The sequence below is a fragment of the Sphingobacterium athyrii genome (genome assembly GCF_003071065.1).
GTDB classification, from domain to species: Bacteria; Bacteroidota; Bacteroidia; order Sphingobacteriales; family Sphingobacteriaceae; genus Sphingobacterium; species Sphingobacterium athyrii.
The window spans coordinates 120,043-136,395 of the sequence record NZ_QCXX01000002.1 but is presented as its reverse complement, the minus strand read 5'-3'; the positions used below and the strand labels follow the sequence as shown (position 1 = coordinate 136,395).

Sequence of the window (16,353 nt, the reverse complement as noted above, 5' to 3'; positions counted from 1 at the left end):
GCAGCATATTGCACCTATTTTTAAAAATCATCATACATTTTATATTGACAAAGCTATTTTATCGCATTACCTTTGAAATATTATACTGATATTACGTAAAATCCGTTTGCAACGCGTCATATTAATCAGAAAATAGGAGAATTTGATGTTTTGCAAAAACATAATGGACAACAATGGAAAAGCAGGTAAACGCAGGTGAATTTGTAGATCGGTTTATGACAGGTAGTCTGGAACACCTGAGGTACCAGCAGTCTCCAGTTAAAATATTCCAGCTTAGTGAAATTGCCCCTTATATCAAATTCCCCACTCCTCCCATTTTCTTGGGATACAATCTCCTTGTACATATAACAGAAGGTTATTTTAAACACAAGATTGGAGCAAAAGAATATGTCGTAAAAGCACCGGCGATTCTCATTAGCAATTACGGCAATATTTCGACGATCAAATCTGTTGACAAATCGGCAAAGGGACATTGTGTACTGATCAATGACAACGCCATGACTTCCATATTTAGGGAACAAGAGATCCTGAATATTTTTAATATTTCGCCTCTACTAAACCTATCTACACAAGACAGCACAGATCTTAACGAACTCTTCAAATTACTTTACAACGAATTACTTTCTGAGTCGCCTTATAAAGAATTGTTTGAAAGTTTGCTAAAATCCCTTTTATTAAAGATTATTAAGCTATCTTCTTCAAACCAGGCGCTCAACCGAAGGCAGGAAATTGCAATGATGTTTAAACAGCTTGTGCACAAAAACTTCAAAAAACAAAAGCATATTGCTTTTTATGCAGATAAGCTCGCAGTATCGACCAATTACCTGAATCGCTGTGTATTTTCAGTGTTCAAAAAATCCTCTAAAGAACTGATCTTAGAAGTACTTATCATGCATAGTCAATTTCTTCTGTTTGAATCAAATAAAAGCATTGCCGATATCTGTTATGAGCTGGATTTTTCTGACCCCTCCTATTTCTCCCGTTTATTCAAAAAAATCGTAGGAATTTCCCCTACTTCTTATCGAAACAAGGCAACCTAACATTTTTAGACATGCACGATTTGTCCTATATTTTATACAAAAGTGGACAGACCAATCACAGCGATATGAATTATTTTTGTATAGCGATGGGATGTTAGGAGTAAATCACAGCTATCTTAAATAAGGGATATATCGTATACATCTACTATTGCAAATGTTTTATCATTTAATCAATATCTAGCGATGTCTAACGTTTTAGGACAAAAAAAACAGATCGAAGATTTCGATTTATATATCGGAAAATTCAAAGAGCGATTGTCAAGCTTATTCCATACGGAATATGACTATAATAACCTGAGTTTAACACGTGGTTTACCCCCGCAGTTTTTAAGCGAAATCATGGCAATGAGACCATTGTCCGTTGCTATTCCTGAACATCACGGTGGCCGTGGATTACATGTAAAGGAATGTCTGGGGGTGCTTGCCGCTGCTTCCTATGAGTCTCTGTCACTTTCCCTGATCTTCGGTATCAATATCGCTTTATTTTTGGAACCTTTTGCCAAGTATGGCAATACTTTACTTCAGGAAAAAGTATTCCATCAATTTTTAGAGAATAAAGCCATGGGCGGATTGATGATCACAGAGCAAGCTTACGGAAGCGATGCCCTCAATATGCGTACCTCCTACCAACAAGCGGGAGATAAATATCATATTAGGGGAGAAAAACATTGGCAAGGCTTGACAGGTGCTGCAGACTTTTGGCTGGTTACTGCTCGAAAGAAAAATGAGCATGGTGAACTTGTACGGGATATAGATTTCTTTGTGACCGACAATTCCATCGAAGAGCAGAAAATTGAAGTACTGAAAAAGTATAATAGTCTTGGTCTATATGCCATTCCTTACGGCATCAATAAAATAGACATCAAAGTACCGGTAGATTACCGTTTAACCCCGGAGAGCACTGGTATAAAACTCATGTTGGACACCTTGCATCGAAGCAGGCTTCAATTTCCGGGCATGGGTATGGGTTTCATAAAACGGATGTTGGATGAGGCCATGAAACATTGTACCGAAAGACGTGTCAGTGGAATTCCTTTAAATGAATTGGATGCTGTGAAGTTTCAATTGTCCCGTTTACAAGCAGCTTTTACGATATGTTCGGCGATGTGTGCATATAGTAGTTCGATCAGTTCAATTCAGAATGATCTTTCTGGCCACAGTGTAGACGCCAACAGTGTCAAGGCACTGGTAACAGATCTTATGCACGAATCTGCACAGATCTGCGTACAGTTGTCTGGGGCAAATGGCTATAGACTGGATCATGTTGCCGGACGCGGTTTAGTCGATAGTAGACCTTTCCAAATTTTTGAAGGTTCAAACGAGATGCTTTATTCGCAGGTTGCGGAGGCAATTGCTAAACTGATGCGCAAAAGCAAGGAGAGCAATCTACTTTCATTCCTGAAAATAAATCCTGCAACCGAACTTGCGGCTCCATTTTTCTCCTCCATTTTAAATTTCGACTTCCCACTTCAACCTAAACAGCGCGAGATGGTCACCTTAGGAAAAATAATTGCCCGTGTTGTTTGCTTCCAATATGTCTTACAAATCAATAACGCTGGTTTTAATGATAAAATGACTGAAATTACACGTCAACACGTTAGTATGGACCTTTATATGTTGGTAGGTCAACTATCTAATAACAATAATGCAGAGCCGCTCATGAATTATGACGAAAAGGCTGACTGGATGAATTTCACCTCTTTATAAAAATCGAGAGGGACTGCGAAAAGAATTTTTCCACAGTCCCTCTTTTCTATTACATCTCCGCAATATCCCATTCCCAAACACTATGGTATTGGCCGAGACTTTCTGCATAAGCAATAAAGTGCTGGTAAAACGAATGAACCCCTATCGTTGCACTATCGCCAATGACAACCAACTTTTTCTTAGCCCTTGTCATGGCGACATTCATCCGGCGCACATCGGATAAAAAACCAATCTGTTGTTCGGTATTGCTTCGCGTCAAACTGATATAAATAATATCTTTCTCCTGCCCCTGGAAACTATCTATGGTTTGTACTTTAATAATGGCAGCATACGGCCGTAATTCCTCATCCTGCTCCAACATTTCCTTTAATATGGACACTTGCTTCCGGTAAGGTGCTATTATCCCAACACTAGGCCATTGTTCGATTGGAGAAGATCGTACCCAAGTTGCGCTGGCTGTCTTTAAATGAGATTTCAGAAAACTGGCCTCCCCAAGATTATAGATTGCACCATCACTTTCGGTTTCCTCAAAACCTGCCCCAGCTGTATCAATATATACGATCGGTTCCGTATCGTTTGCTATTGTCCAATGCGCTACTGAGCGATCAGCCTTCAACAGACCTCCATATAGAGCTGAGGAAGGATAATTCATGATTTGTTCATTCATCCGATATTGGGTATCGAGCAACGAAACTGCTTGAGGATAAAGATTGACAAGCTTCTCAAAAAGCGTATTACTAAGCTTATTGTCCATACCATTATTTGATTTCACTGTTGGCGAAAGCTGGCAATGATCCCCAGCCAACACCAATTTATCGGCCTTTAATATCGGAATCCAACAAGCAGGTTCCAGCGCCTGGCCGGCTTCATCAATAACAACTGTCTCATATGACCGACTTCGGATGACATCTTGATTTGCCCCTACCAGCGTCGCCGTTATTACCTGAGAGCGATCGAGAATATCCGTCACGATAAAATCCTGAATCCTATCCACATCTTTACGAATTCTGTAAGCCTCGTCAAACAATGCTTTCCTTTGCTCCCGTTCGGCCTTACCAAAATTACGTTTATATTTTTGGGCCATATCCGTATAGGTTCGAACTTGCCTTTGCAAAGACTTTATATCCCTATTTGCGCTGTGTCGATCTATTTTACTGTCAAGGGTCAACTCCTGTAGGTGTTCAGATACTTTAACGGGATTACCGATTCGTGTGACGACTATGCCCGCAGCATCCAAACGCTCCGTCAATAGATCAACCGCAGTATTGCTCGGTGCTACAACGAGTATCTGCTTATTATTGCTCTTTAACAACGTGGCTATTGCCTTTATCAATGTGGTCGTTTTCCCCGTGCCGGGAGGGCCATGTAAAAGTGCTATGTCTGCTGTGCCCAAGACCCGCTGAACCGCCTTATTCTGGCCGTCATTGAGGTCTGGATGCTCAAAAAATAATTCTTTTTCTTCTGTATATAATTGTTCTGCACCAATAAGCTTTCTAATCAATTTGCCTTGTCGTGGATCAGTCGCGATTTCCTTTGCCTGTCGCAACGCATTAGTCATTTCACGGTATGAATGCTCGTCAAATAATAAGTCCACACCGAGTTTTCCTCTTCTGCTCCAATCTGGCAGTTCTTCTATACGAAATGAAATCCGCATACTTTCCTTATTAACTGAAGATATAACACCATCTATCCTGTCCGCCTTTGGGTCATGGTTTGAAAATAGAGAAACAGGCATCCCGAAACGGAACCGATGATCAACATCGAGATGATTTGTTTTTTTTAAACTAACTGACAGATAATCTCCCCGCCCCAGTTCACTATCTGTAATCTGAATGGGAAACCAAGTCATCCCCTGCATCCTTCTTTCATTTAAACTGCTTTGCAACAATATTGCTTCATGCTGCATCTTATCATATTGCTGTTCTTCATTTAATAGGGAAATAAGTTCATCGAAATAATTCATACCTGTGCATTCGCTTTGATCAGACACAAAGTAACAGTTTTTTCCAACACCTTGCCGATCAGTTTTTAGATGTTATCGGATTTTTCTCGAATAAATCAGGTTATTTTTCTTTAACGACAGATGCTGTTCAACAACTTTTCAAGCTGAGCTACAAAAGTCATATTTATTTGCTATTATTGGCAATAACGATTAGTTGCTTAATTTTTCAAAATATAAACGATTAAAATGAGTGAGATATTCCTACACGATAATGCGCAGAGCTGGACGAACCTAGGCGATGGTGTACAACGTAAAATATTGGTCTATAACGATGAATTGATGTTAATGAAAGTCCGTTTTCAAAAAGGTGCGATCGGTGCCTTACACCGACACCCACATACACAAATATCTTATGTCAGCGCCGGAAAGTTTAGGTACCACATTGATGGCAAAGACGAGATTTTAACTGTCGGTGATTCCTGTATCATTCATCCAGATTTAATCCACGGCTGTGAATGCCTTGAAGAAGGCGAATTGATAGATTCTTTCACGCCACATCGAGAAGATTTCGTTAGGTCATTGTAACCAGTAAAAAAAGGAATTAAACAGGTCCAACTCAACAATATTCGTTCCGAACAATCGTTTATTTACTTATGTTCAAAAATACTATTTCGCTCTTCTCCGCAAAAGTAGCTACGCTACTTCTCGGTCTTTCTTGCTGTGTATTGCCATCTTTGCGCGCACAGGAAAAACCATTATCCATTGAAAAGATCAATTCACAGCTATATCTTTATACGACTTACAATACCTTTGAAGGCACCAAATATGCCGCTAATGCGGTCTATCTAATCACCAAGAAGGGTGTTATTCTATTTGATACGCCTTGGGACTCGACACAATATCAACCGCTTTTGGACAGTATTAAACAAAAGCATCAACTACCTGTCATTGCGGTATATGCCACACATTGGCATGAGGATCGCGCGGGAGGGTTTGCATATTATAATCGTATCGGCATTCCAACTTATGCGACAAAAATGACCAACGACCTGCTTAAGGCAAATCATAAAGCCCAAGCTACGCATCTCGTCAAAATCAACAAGACCTATAAAGTCGGTGGTCAGTCCTTCGTTTTGAACTTTTTTGGTGCAGGACATTCTTTGGATAATGTCGTTGTCTGGTTTCCGGACTATCAAATTCTGGATGGGGGTTGCTTTATCAAAAGCTCGGAGGCAAAAAATTTAGGTAATATTGTTGATGGTGACGTCAAAGCCTGGAAGCCTGCATTAGCCAGATTATTAGCGAAGTATCCCCAGATAAAAATGGTTATCCCTGGACATGATGAATGGAAGGATAATCAGCAGATACAACGTACCGAAGAGTTGCTTAACGAGAAGCAATAAATAATAATACTAAAAAAAATAAAAAAGCAATTTTGTTTTTACAAAAAAGGTATTATCTTAGCGACAGAAAAACAAAGGGGGCATTAGCTCATCTGGCTAGAGCGCTTCGCTGGCAGTGAAGAGGTGATCAGTTCGATCCTGATATGCTCCACAAACAAAAGAGGCTACTTTTCACAAGTAGCCTCTTTTGTTTTTATACATTGCTCAGTTTCCCGAAACATCATTTGGATCATACCGAAAGTTTGGGGGTTAAAGATAATTAGGCATACAATTTCATCACCCTATACAAGAAAAAAGTAGTATCTCTTACACCACGGAATACACTGCGAAAAGCCTTTAATTTAGCATTGAAAGACTCAGCTGAAGCATTTGTGCTCCTGTTGTCAAAGTAATGCAGGATTTCAGGGTGGTGTGCTGCAATAGACTTTGCTACACTCTCAAAAGATAGGATGCCCGCATTCTCCACTTGATTATGCCACAGACCCAATTTGGTAAAGGCAAGTGTTTTGTCTTTGCATTTGGTAAAAATAGCACCCAGAGCAATCCCTAAATCATATGCTTGTCTTAGCTTTGGGAAGCGAATAAACAATAACTCTGCACGATGTTTTTGACTTTCTGTCCACCGCCCAGGGTGCTTGAACAACAGATGTCTAGATCTAGCCAATAGTTGCCTGATGGTGTCTCCATTGGATAATACCTCTGGCTCATAAGGAAGACTTTGCTTTCTTGCATCCTTTATTTTTTGGCTTTCTATATCCAATACTTCCCAGCGATACTGGATCCGTAGTTCCTGAACAGCATCGTATGCTAGCTTTTGAACATGAAAACGATCTATTACCCGCCTGGCATTTCTGAAACATCTACGGATAGCCTTAGCCATATTAGGAGCCATATCCATGGTCACCTCTTTAACCTTGTTTCTTGTACCAAGAGGAATTCGCTCTAATACAGCGATAATATCTTCCGCTTTTGTTCCCTTGATTGTCGCTAGAATGGTTCCTTTCCTACCTTTTGCAGATTTACTACTTACAATGGTATAAAGTTCACCATTACTAAAACTGGTCTCATCAATACTTAAGTGTTCAGCTATATTCTGTGGAAATAGTGTCCAATTCTCTGCATGTGATTTTTGATCCCAATCATGGAAATCGCTCAGATGATTCTTATATTGATCTTGTAGCAGCTTGCCATCCATCTGAAAGAACAAACCTACTAACTGGGCACTTACAGGATGGTTATCCAAATATCTTCTTTAAAAAAAGCCCGAATTCTGTTGTCATTCGGGTACCCTCACGTACTAGATTCCAATCTCTTGTGATAATCTCTCCAGTGTCCAAAACAGTCCAACGACGACGACGGATATGCAGGGTAACTTTCTGCCCCCGAATGGGAAAATCGGAAATCTCCGTAGAAGGCATAAAACCTTTTGATTCTAGGTTACTATTTTCATAACCCGCTGGAGTAATATTAAGCTCATCTAAATAGATATGAAGTTGATCTTCTACCTGATCTACTTCTAAAATCTGAAAATATTCTAATAGCCCTTCGGGCATTAACAAGGATAATAATTTACGTTCGGCAGCTTCCAAGTGTTCTCTAGTTTTTAAAAACACTAAACTAAGTATTTTTTCAATTCCCCCCAAGAATTCTGCTTGATCCCATCATTTCAATTTGTGGCAGTAATTCCTATTTGTAAGAGTTAACTGATTTAGAAATTTTCCAAGCACCGTTTTCCTTCACAAGTGTGATCAAATCGGTCTTAGAGAAACCATCAAATTGCATGGTTACTTTCGCAATAGCATAATCTGGTAATTCTTCAACGATCTGCGTTGTTGTTTTACAGTTCATTTTTATTCCTTTTTGTTTTTTCAAGAACTCAATCATCTCCGATCGGCTGTGATTTAAATCTTGTTTACCACAGATTTTCTGATTAAAATCAGAAGTGAATAGCCTATCTAAATTCGCTACCTGACCTTCGGTCATTGCGCCAACATATTCATCAATTGCCAAATCAGCTGTAATTAAATTACGTTCTTCTGGTTTAACCGAAGCCATTGAGCAAGTGGAGATTGCTATCATTGCTGTTGCCACAAATGTTTTTACTAAAGTTTTCATATCTTTTCTATTTATAATGTATTAGTATATTTTCTTATTCTATAGTCGCACACAACCTAAATTTGTTGCGCTTTTTTTTCATTTACTTTCTGATTCAAATTTAAGACAACTCATGTGTTGATTCCATTACATTTAGATTAACATTACATTAAAATCGGTAAATGCCGTTTTTTTGTAGGTGAATAAAAATTCGGCTTTGTCGACTTATCGGTAAAACTCCACAGAAAGAATAATTTATTACACAGAATATTGCAATTCTGTCCAATTCCTCTTAGATTGCGTGCTTTCATGGCACACTACGACAGACGACATACTTCTTATACTATTTTCACCCTTTTGATGGTTTCGTTGGTGATATACCAATCTAAATTATACGCACAACGACCAGTCAATGAAATAGAAATTACCAAACATGTTGCAGATACAAGTAAACAGCGCGACCTGATCGATATTGGAAAAGCAATCCTTAAGATAAAGCCACCGCAGTCGGTCGATAGCACAGGAAAAAAGTTTTACTTTTCTTTTTTGCCGTTTTCAACAAACGTTCCGGGAGGTGGGCATGCGCTGATCACAAGTACCACAGCCGGATTCTACCTAGGTGAACGCAAGAGCACCTATATGTCAAAAGTCACTTTCACACCCTATACAAATTTTGGAAAGCGATTTGGCCTCCCTATCCGCTCCTATGTATGGCTGAAAGATAATACCTGGGTGATTGATGGTGATATCAGACTATTAAAATACCCCCATGAAACCTGGGGAATCGGAAAAGAACATCATGGTGACCAGCAGATCAATTTGGATTATAGCTATTTTAGGTTATATCAACACGCGCTAAAAAGAATACACGGGGGACTGTTTATGGGAATTGGTTATGATCTGGATTACCGAATGAACATCAAATCTACCGGTGATATTCCGCTTGCAGACTACACCTCCTATCCCTATGGCACGGATTTAAAAGATCATACTGTTTCATCGGGTCTGAGTCTCAATCTCATTTATGATACGCGTGCGAATTCTATTAATACCTGGTCTGGCAATTATGCCAATTTACAATTTCGCGTAAATCCGGTTTTTATGGGGAGTGATCAAAATTGGAAATCCTTATTTCTCGAAATCAGAAGATATCACCGATTGACTCAGGATCCCAACAAGCAGAATATGATTGCTGTACGTAGCTTTTTCTGGACTGTTTTCAATAGTAAAGCGCCCTATCTTGATTTACCCAATTTGGGCTGGGACCCCTACAATAGTTCTGGAAGAGGTTTCCCCGTAAGTAGATTCCGAGGTAAATCATTGTATTATCTGGAAACAGAATATCGTCGTGACATCAGCAGCAATGGGCTGTTTGGCTTTGTTGCTTTTATGAATTTCACGACTGTGAACGGCCCCAAAAACAGCATGTTTGCAGACTGGAATATTGGTACAGGTGCAGGTGCCCGAATTAAATTCAACAAAAATTCAGGCACCAATATTGGCATTGACTACGGCATCAGTACGAATCACCGTGGTGTGAGACTGACTTTGGGTGAAGTATTTTAATACTTAACTCAAGTGATAACTTTGGTTTTTAAACTCCATGGAGGCGTAATATCTATACTTTTCTTTGTTTAATGGATAATCCCAACAGCCCATACGATGATAAATTTCACCTCCAAACCCGGTTTTAAATCTATAAAGTCCGTATAGGGGATGTGATGGATCAGCTTGGGGAGATACACCAAAGAAATCATATTCGGTACACCCCATTTCCTTTGCAACCTGCATGGCACGCCATTGCAAAGCATAAGTAGCCATATAATTACGATTTTCAGAAGCCGATGCCCCATATAAATAGGTGCCCCGATTTGCCGCTATGACGAGAAACATTGCAGCTAAGGGCTGACTTTCCACCTCTGCAACCAACAGGTAAACGTCCGCCGGCGACAATGTATCGTTTGCTCTTGCTGAAAGCACAATCTTAAAATAGTTGATATCATGTAAGAAAAAGTTATTTCGGGCAGCTGTCTGCCGATATAATTCATACCAGATCTCCAGACTTTCCAGGCCAAGGGAACGCACCTTTACACCTTTCCTTTGTGCCAGATTAATATTATATCGCGTTTTTGATTTCATATTGGCCAACAAATGATCTTCTTCGCCCTTAAGGTTCATAAAAATGGTATTAGAAGGAAGAATATCCGTATTTGCCTTATGAAAATTCCAATGTTCCGTATTAAAATTAAAGCGCATTTCCTGAATTCGTTTTTCTGGAACACCTAACCAATTTCCATAAAGGTCATAACAATCATCATCCTTCGCCCAATGTGATTCCCAGGATAAATCATAACGTATCATAATACAGTTTTGAGGCAGATACCCACGTAAACTCTCGGAAAGTTGCTCTAAAAAATGGCCTTGATTTTCTTCTGATGGTTCAATTTCAGGTCCATACGGTACATAAGCTATGCTATGTTCATGATCTATCGTCTGGATTATAATCAACAGATCTCCCACAAAGTAAGTATCCTCTTCAACTCCTATATAAAGATCCGAACGTTTAGATTTGAAATTAAACGCTTTAGACGCTATCCCCTGCATCTTTTTCACAGCGGACCAATAGGCTGTCTGCTGAATAATACCTGTTTTGTAAAGGCCGCTGACCTCTTTGTCACTTATATCTGCTATCATAACACCACTAATTGTTATCGGATATTTCAAAAAACACAATATCCTCTATCGATTTCAATACCCAAAAACGACAAACTTAGCCAAAATGCTCGGTTATACAGGTGTTCATTTGTCACGTTGTTGTTAATTTAATAAAACAGGGAATTATTCTAATAAAAAACGGCTTTTTCACATTATTTAACGGGATTATATTGTCAACTTCGTTGGTATTTTGGTTCAAAATTTAGGATATTTGTAGCCTAACAACTCACCGACAATGATGGACAATAAAGCGATCTCTAAAATTTTTAAATTGTGTAGCCAATTGATGGAACTTCACAACGAAAATCCGTTCCGGACAAAGGCAATGGCTAGTGCATCTTTTAAATTGGACAAATTACCTTTTCGTATCGATGAAGCCTCGCTTGAAGAATTGAGTGCACAACAGGGTATAGGAAAAAGTACAGCCGAAAAAGCAAAAGAGGTGGCACAAACGGGAATGTTTAAGGAGCTTGATGAGTTATTGGCAAATACGCCATCAGGGGTTGTTGAAATGCTAAACATAAAAGGTCTAGGCCCCAAAAAGGTGCAGATTATCTGGCAAGACCTAGGGATTGAAAGCGTCGGTGAACTACTGTATGCCTGCAATGAAAACCGTCTTGTTGAAGCCAAGGGATTTGGATTAAAAACCCAGGAAGAAATAAAAAAATCCATCGAATTTTCAATATCGAATCAAGGGTGGTTTCTGTATGCAAAGGTATTGCCTCAGGCCGATGTATTCTACACTGTTCTAAAAACACACTTTCCTTCTTCGCTCTTATCTTTCACAGGAGATTTTAGAAGAAAATGCGAAGTATTAAGTACGGTAGATCTTCTCATTTCCGAAAGCATTGAAGCCGTAGAAAAATTTCTGATTAATTACACATTGGTAGAGAAAACAGAAAATTCTTTGGAAATCACAGATGAATTCGGTTTTACATTCAAGGTTTTCAGTACGAATATCAATGATTTCTATCGCGACCTCATTCTCAGTACAGGTTCTGCTGCACATTTGGATCTTCTGTTCAACATTCTTTCTGATCTACCTTCACTTTCCAGCGAAGAGGCAATTTATCGCAATTTAAGGCTTGATTATATTGAACCAGAATTACGTGAAGGTCTCGACGAAATCGAACGCGCTCAGAACCATACTCTACCACAATTAATACAATTTAAAGATCTTAAGGGAACACTACACAATCACTCAACCTACAGTGATGGTGTACATAATTTAGAACAAATGGCTCTTCATTGTAAAGATACACTAGGTCTTGAATATCTTGGAATATGTGATCACTCACGGACTGCCGTCTATGCAAATGGCCTTTCCATCGAGAGATTGGTAGAACAATGGAAGGAAATTGCCAGCTTAAATGAAAAACTAGCGCCTTTTAAAATCTTTAAAGGGATAGAATCCGATATTCTAAGCGACGGATCACTGGACTACCCCGATGAGGTACTAGCACAATTTGACTTTGTTGTCGCCTCTGTTCACTCCAACTTAAAGATGGATGAGGAAAAAGCAACCGCCAGATTGATTAAAGCAATTGAAAACCCATATACAACAATTTTGGGACATCCAACAGGCCGTCTTTTATTAAGTAGATCGGGCTATCCACTCGACTTTAAAAAAATAATTGATGCCTGCGCCGCTAATCAGGTCGTCATTGAAATTAATGCGAACCCTTTAAGACTAGATTTAGATTGGAGATGGCATCGCTATGCTGTGGAAAAAGGTGTATTGTTATCCATTAACCCCGATGCGCATCGCACTGAGGGTCTACTGGACATGCAGTATGGTATTTTTGTTGCACAAAAAGGTGGACTTGAGTCAAAAAATTGCCTTAATACATATACGTTGGCAGAGATTACAAACTATTTTACAAATCGCAAAAGCGTATAGAGATCGTCATGTCACATAAAACAAATGCCGTTCGTCTTTTAGATACGGCAAAAGTAAAATATAGTTTAAGAGAATATGAAGTTGATGATCATGATGTAAGTGCTGATCATGTGGCTTTATCCTTGGGTCTATCCCCTGAAACACTTTATAAAACACTGGTATTAAAAGGAAATAAAGATCCATACATTGTTGCCGTAATTCCCGGAAATGCTCAGCTCGATTTAAAAAAGATCGCAAAAGCCGCCAACAATAAAAATTGCGAAATGCTCCCCATGAAAGACCTGCTAACTGTAACAGGCTATATTCGTGGGGGTTGCTCCCCTATTGGTATGAAGAAATTATTTCCGACATTTATCGAAGAAGCCGCTCAGTTAGAAGAGGAAATTTCTATAAGCGCAGGAAAAAGGGGCCTTCAGATGATACTAAATCCTAATGACCTCGCAACGTTGACACAAGCCATCTGGTCAGACTTAATTAGTGTTTAAAATTTTCCTTTTTAATCCTTCCGTCCATACAATAGAATACGTTTGAAAGCGTAGATCGCCGGAAATTTCGAAAAAAATTGCTTTATGCGCATTTTAAAATCAGCAATGAAATCAGGGCGCTTATCTTCGTCCAATCGTTCGATATAAGGAATCAATGCCGATCCAGAAATAAAGTTATAAAGTGTATCCGATTCTGCTGCAATAATTGGATATATACGAAGGGACAGGTTCAATTCCTTCAAGCCCGAATCAAACAAAATTGATGCATAATCGTCTATACTTAGCACGGATGAAGGTCTGTTCCAGCCAGCTAAATAATTTCGATAAGGCTCTTCCTCAGCCATGTCAAACAAAATTTTATTTAATACATTGTCCGGTTGATAAGGCATTTGGACAGCTAGCTGTCCGCCACGGCTCAATTTGGAAATGAGCCGTGGGAAAAGTACACGATGATCATCCAACCATTGCAACGCCGCATTGCTGAATATTAGATCCCATGAACCCGCCGTTTCCAAAAAATTTTCAACATTGCCGTTCTCAAACCTTAGACGCTCATTTTCGAGTTTACTACTCGCCGATAACATTTCCGGAGAAGAATCTATTCCAAGAAATGTTGCCTGTTGAAATCTGTCACTTAAAATAGCCGTTTGCTCGCCGGTTCCGCATCCGAGATCCACGGCTTTCATCGTTACCTCCGAAGCTATTAGTTCGGATAGATCATAAAAAGGCTTGAATCGAATGTCTTTAAACTGATTATATACATCTGGGTTCCAAGGCATAATAACTTTTTTTTTATTTCAGGCCCTACAGGACTGATAAAACAATTTTTATTTAAACAATTCCAGTATTTCAGGCGCTTCAACTTTTCCAAAATAAGAAGTTACATCTATCGAATTCAGCAGAGCAGCAATTTCTTCCAACTGATGCTTTTCGCCAATTAGGAGTTCTTCCAACTCGTGAATAGATTTAGAAGCAAAAAAATCCCCAAAAATCTTGGCATGTTCAATATAACCTTTATGTACGTCTAAGTGTAATTCGATAAAACCCGCAGGAATCTTGATTGCCTTTTTAAAATTATAATTCGGAGAGAAACCGAAATTCCAGTCCCAGGTTTCATATTTTTCCTTCACCAGATGTTCGATATTCTGGATATCAGTTGCTGAGAAATGAATGACCTTCGCATCCGGATTTTCACGCTGCATCTCTGCGATCAAGAGTTCCTTAAATTTTATTGTTGTAAATTCCGGTGGGAGATAATCGATCAGATTTGTTACACGCGCCCTGTTCGACTTGACAGCCTTATCAATAAATTTAAGCGGATTTACTTTCAGTGCATCATTCAATATCTGCATCTGCGAATCGATTAAAATAGTACCATGTTGGATCATTTTACCATTTCTCGCGAGTTTCGCATTCCCACTAAATTTTTTTCCATCCACCAAGAGATCGTTTCTTCCTTCCAGTCTTGCTGGAATATTCAATTTATTCAAAACCGAAACAATAGGTTGTGTGAAAGTCGAAAAATCCATAAAATCCAAATTTCCCAATAGCGTATGAAAGGAAAAATTGAGGTTTCCTAAATCATGATAAACAGCACCACCACCGGACATCCTCCTAACGACCTTAATCTTATTATCGTTCACGTAATCAAGGTTTATTTCAGCGAGCGTATTCTGGAATTTACCAATGATAATTGACGGTTCATTCATATACAGCAAAAATATAGGCTCTTTGGGATATTTGGTGAGCAGATATTCCTCCGAAGCAATATTAAAATAAGCATCATGAGAAGGTGAATCTATAATAAACATCGTATTTTTTTATTTTCTTAAAATTAGCAAGAATTCAACTGGCTTGATTCATCTCAAACTCATAATTTTCATCAATCCCGCGTTTTGTCAGTTTCCTACTACAATCCTAATTACCGCCAAGAGATTTCAAATAACGCCAAAAACAACTGAGTTCTCAGAATCAGGTATGCTTTTAGACAGTCCGTTCAATTATTGATCTCTGCTCCCTTATTATAAAACCAATTACATATAATCTCCTTCATACACCCGATGAATTTCTAGCAGATCCTATTTTTTCTTCAAGGTTTTTGATAATCAATGCGGAAAAATCTTCTTTTACAATCTCCTCTGTTTGGCATAAAGCTCCCGGACTAAAAACATTTATTTCCATAATATGATCGCCCACAATATCCAACCCCACGAAGTACATTCCATCCTGTATCAATTTGTCTTTGATTTTATCAACCATAAGTAGCAGCTCCGGCGAGATTATCGCGGCTTGAGTTTTTGCCCCTTGATGTACATTGCTCCGGATCTCATTCCCCTGCTGCACACGATGAACAGCAGCATATTTTCCATTGATGGAGACGGGTTCACCATTCAACAGAAAAAAACGGATATCACCACCTGCCGCTTCGGGAAGATATTCCTGCCCGATCACATAACCGTCCCGCGCTATGGCTTCTACTGTCTGCTTTAGATTTTGTTGATTGTCTTTATTGATCAAAAACACATTTTTCCCGCCTGAACCTTTTAGGGGTTTTAGAATAATCAATTTATTTTGTTGTTCAAAAAACTCGACTACGTCTGCATAATTCCTGGTTACAATTGTCTTAGGCCGAATAGATTCGTCAAAACCTTCGAGATACAATTTGTTGCTTGCCCTACTCAAACTATCTGGATCATTGATGACCTGTACCCCTTTTTCTTTTAATAAGGAGGCGAACTGCAGCGCGGATGAAGCTGCCCAGGGTCTATTCACCATATCCAAAACCGGATCGAATCTAAGCCAAACCACATCCATCTTCTCCATATTCATTTTTGTCTTTGTCGTGGCTCGTAGCACCTCCATCAACCGCTTGGCTGAAGTAACCTTCTGCTCAGGCAATACTTCCCGCACATGGGCAGCAATATGGGCAGATTCATAATAAAAATCTGCTAATCCGATGTAATAAATCGCATGTCCTAGCTGATGCGCCTTCAATGCGAGCAGAGTTGTTGTGAAACGTTCCGTTTCTTTATGCGTTTGATTAATAACAAATGCTATCTTCATATAG

The 16,353-nt window shown here is 39.1% G+C and carries 15 protein-coding genes and 1 tRNA gene; 8 read left to right on the top strand and 8 right to left on the bottom strand.

Going from position 1 to position 16,353, the window contains the following annotated elements; translation table 11 throughout:
* The first annotated feature begins 173 nt into the window (after positions 1–173).
* Positions 174–1,040, top strand: coding sequence for a helix-turn-helix domain-containing protein (locus DCO56_RS07080; protein WP_108633066.1), 867 nt, complete (start codon positions 174–176; stop codon positions 1,038–1,040).
* Between the two features lie 183 nt (positions 1,041–1,223).
* Positions 1,224–2,747, top strand: a complete 1,524-nt coding sequence (locus tag DCO56_RS07075) for an acyl-CoA dehydrogenase family protein (protein WP_108633065.1) — start codon at positions 1,224–1,226, stop codon at positions 2,745–2,747.
* A gap of 49 nt (positions 2,748–2,796) precedes the next feature.
* Here DCO56_RS07075 and DCO56_RS07070 read toward each other — a convergent pair whose 3' ends face one another.
* Positions 2,797–4,737, bottom strand: coding sequence for an AAA domain-containing protein (locus DCO56_RS07070; protein WP_342749292.1), 1,941 nt, complete (start codon positions 4,735–4,737; stop codon positions 2,797–2,799).
* A gap of 198 nt (positions 4,738–4,935) precedes the next feature.
* Here DCO56_RS07070 and DCO56_RS07065 point away from each other — a divergent pair, with 198 nt between their 5' ends.
* The 3 genes from DCO56_RS07065 (at position 4,936) to DCO56_RS07055 (ending at position 6,243) form a co-directional block, all read left to right on the top strand.
* Complete coding sequence (locus tag DCO56_RS07065) at positions 4,936–5,274, top strand: cupin domain-containing protein (protein ID WP_108633063.1); 339 nt, start codon at positions 4,936–4,938, stop codon at positions 5,272–5,274.
* A 68-nt stretch (positions 5,275–5,342) separates the two neighbouring features.
* Positions 5,343–6,092: a BlaB/IND/MUS family subclass B1 metallo-beta-lactamase gene (gene bla / locus DCO56_RS07060; RefSeq protein ID WP_108633062.1), complete on the top strand. Its 750-nt coding sequence runs from the start codon at positions 5,343–5,345 to the stop codon at positions 6,090–6,092.
* Positions 6,093–6,169: 77 nt separating this feature from the next.
* Positions 6,170–6,243: transfer RNA gene (locus DCO56_RS07055), tRNA-Ala, on the top strand.
* Between the two features lie 108 nt (positions 6,244–6,351).
* On the opposite strand, the gene DCO56_RS07050 is transcribed toward DCO56_RS07055, so the two are convergent.
* From DCO56_RS07050 to DCO56_RS07040, 3 genes are all read right to left on the bottom strand, one after another.
* Positions 6,352–7,335: an ISAon1 family transposase gene (locus DCO56_RS07050; protein ID WP_245935752.1), complete on the bottom strand. Its 984-nt coding sequence runs from the start codon at positions 7,333–7,335 to the stop codon at positions 6,352–6,354.
* On the bottom strand, positions 7,328–7,705 hold the full coding sequence (locus tag DCO56_RS07045) for an ISAon1 family transposase N-terminal region protein (RefSeq protein ID WP_245935753.1): 378 nt from the start codon (positions 7,703–7,705) through the stop codon (positions 7,328–7,330). The genes DCO56_RS07050 and DCO56_RS07045 overlap by 8 nt, the downstream gene beginning before the upstream one ends.
* A gap of 73 nt (positions 7,706–7,778) precedes the next feature.
* Complete coding sequence (locus DCO56_RS07040; RefSeq protein ID WP_108633061.1) at positions 7,779–8,207, bottom strand: nuclear transport factor 2 family protein; 429 nt, start codon at positions 8,205–8,207, stop codon at positions 7,779–7,781.
* A 288-nt stretch (positions 8,208–8,495) separates the two neighbouring features.
* On the opposite strand from DCO56_RS07040, the gene DCO56_RS07035 reads away from it, so the two are divergent.
* A complete protein-coding gene (locus tag DCO56_RS07035) occupies positions 8,496–9,752 on the top strand; it encodes a BamA/TamA family outer membrane protein (RefSeq protein WP_241254783.1) in 1,257 nt (418 codons plus the stop codon).
* A 3-nt stretch (positions 9,753–9,755) separates the two neighbouring features.
* On the opposite strand, the gene DCO56_RS07030 is transcribed toward DCO56_RS07035, so the two are convergent.
* Positions 9,756–10,880, bottom strand: a complete 1,125-nt coding sequence (locus DCO56_RS07030; RefSeq protein WP_108633060.1) for a lipid II:glycine glycyltransferase FemX — start codon at positions 10,878–10,880, stop codon at positions 9,756–9,758.
* Between the two features lie 259 nt (positions 10,881–11,139).
* Between DCO56_RS07030 and DCO56_RS07025 the strand changes: the two genes are divergently transcribed.
* Positions 11,140–12,801: a DNA polymerase/3'-5' exonuclease PolX gene (locus DCO56_RS07025; RefSeq protein WP_108633693.1), complete on the top strand. Its 1,662-nt coding sequence runs from the start codon at positions 11,140–11,142 to the stop codon at positions 12,799–12,801.
* An 8-nt stretch (positions 12,802–12,809) separates the two neighbouring features.
* On the top strand, positions 12,810–13,286 hold the full coding sequence (gene ybaK, locus DCO56_RS07020; protein WP_108633059.1) for a Cys-tRNA(Pro) deacylase: 477 nt from the start codon (positions 12,810–12,812) through the stop codon (positions 13,284–13,286).
* A gap of 11 nt (positions 13,287–13,297) precedes the next feature.
* Here the strand turns inward: ybaK and DCO56_RS07015 are convergent, their stop codons facing one another.
* The 3 genes from DCO56_RS07015 to DCO56_RS07005 all read right to left on the bottom strand — a co-directional run bounded on the left by DCO56_RS07015 (position 13,298) and on the right by DCO56_RS07005 (position 16,349).
* Positions 13,298–14,065 carry a methyltransferase domain-containing protein gene (locus DCO56_RS07015; protein WP_108633058.1) on the bottom strand — a complete coding sequence of 256 codons (768 nt, stop codon included), beginning with the start codon at positions 14,063–14,065 and terminating at the stop codon, positions 13,298–13,300.
* Positions 14,066–14,113: 48 nt separating this feature from the next.
* Positions 14,114–15,097 carry a lipoate--protein ligase gene (gene lplA / locus DCO56_RS07010; RefSeq protein ID WP_108633057.1) on the bottom strand — a complete coding sequence of 328 codons (984 nt, stop codon included), beginning with the start codon at positions 15,095–15,097 and terminating at the stop codon, positions 14,114–14,116.
* A gap of 238 nt (positions 15,098–15,335) precedes the next feature.
* Complete coding sequence (locus DCO56_RS07005) at positions 15,336–16,349, bottom strand: ATP-grasp domain-containing protein (protein ID WP_108633056.1); 1,014 nt, start codon at positions 16,347–16,349, stop codon at positions 15,336–15,338.
* Between the last annotated feature and the right edge of the window lie 4 nt (positions 16,350–16,353).

Coding starts and splice junctions, on each gene's coding strand:
- DCO56_RS07080 (WP_108633066.1), top strand. CDS start 174: ATGGAAAAGCAGGTAAACGCAGGTGAATTTGTAGATCGGTTTATGACA.
- DCO56_RS07075 (WP_108633065.1), top strand. CDS start 1,224: ATGTCTAACGTTTTAGGACAAAAAAAACAGATCGAAGATTTCGATTTA.
- DCO56_RS07065 (WP_108633063.1), top strand. CDS start 4,936: ATGAGTGAGATATTCCTACACGATAATGCGCAGAGCTGGACGAACCTA.
- bla (WP_108633062.1), top strand. CDS start 5,343: ATGTTCAAAAATACTATTTCGCTCTTCTCCGCAAAAGTAGCTACGCTA.
- DCO56_RS07040 (WP_108633061.1), bottom strand. CDS start 8,207: ATGAAAACTTTAGTAAAAACATTTGTGGCAACAGCAATGATAGCAATC.
- DCO56_RS07035 (WP_241254783.1), top strand. CDS start 8,496: ATGGCACACTACGACAGACGACATACTTCTTATACTATTTTCACCCTT.
- DCO56_RS07030 (WP_108633060.1), bottom strand. CDS start 10,880: ATGATAGCAGATATAAGTGACAAAGAGGTCAGCGGCCTTTACAAAACA.
- DCO56_RS07025 (WP_108633693.1), top strand. CDS start 11,140: ATGGACAATAAAGCGATCTCTAAAATTTTTAAATTGTGTAGCCAATTG.
- ybaK (WP_108633059.1), top strand. CDS start 12,810: ATGTCACATAAAACAAATGCCGTTCGTCTTTTAGATACGGCAAAAGTA.
- DCO56_RS07015 (WP_108633058.1), bottom strand. CDS start 14,065: ATGCCTTGGAACCCAGATGTATATAATCAGTTTAAAGACATTCGATTC.
- lplA (WP_108633057.1), bottom strand. CDS start 15,097: ATGTTTATTATAGATTCACCTTCTCATGATGCTTATTTTAATATTGCT.
- DCO56_RS07005 (WP_108633056.1), bottom strand. CDS start 16,349: ATGAAGATAGCATTTGTTATTAATCAAACGCATAAAGAAACGGAACGT.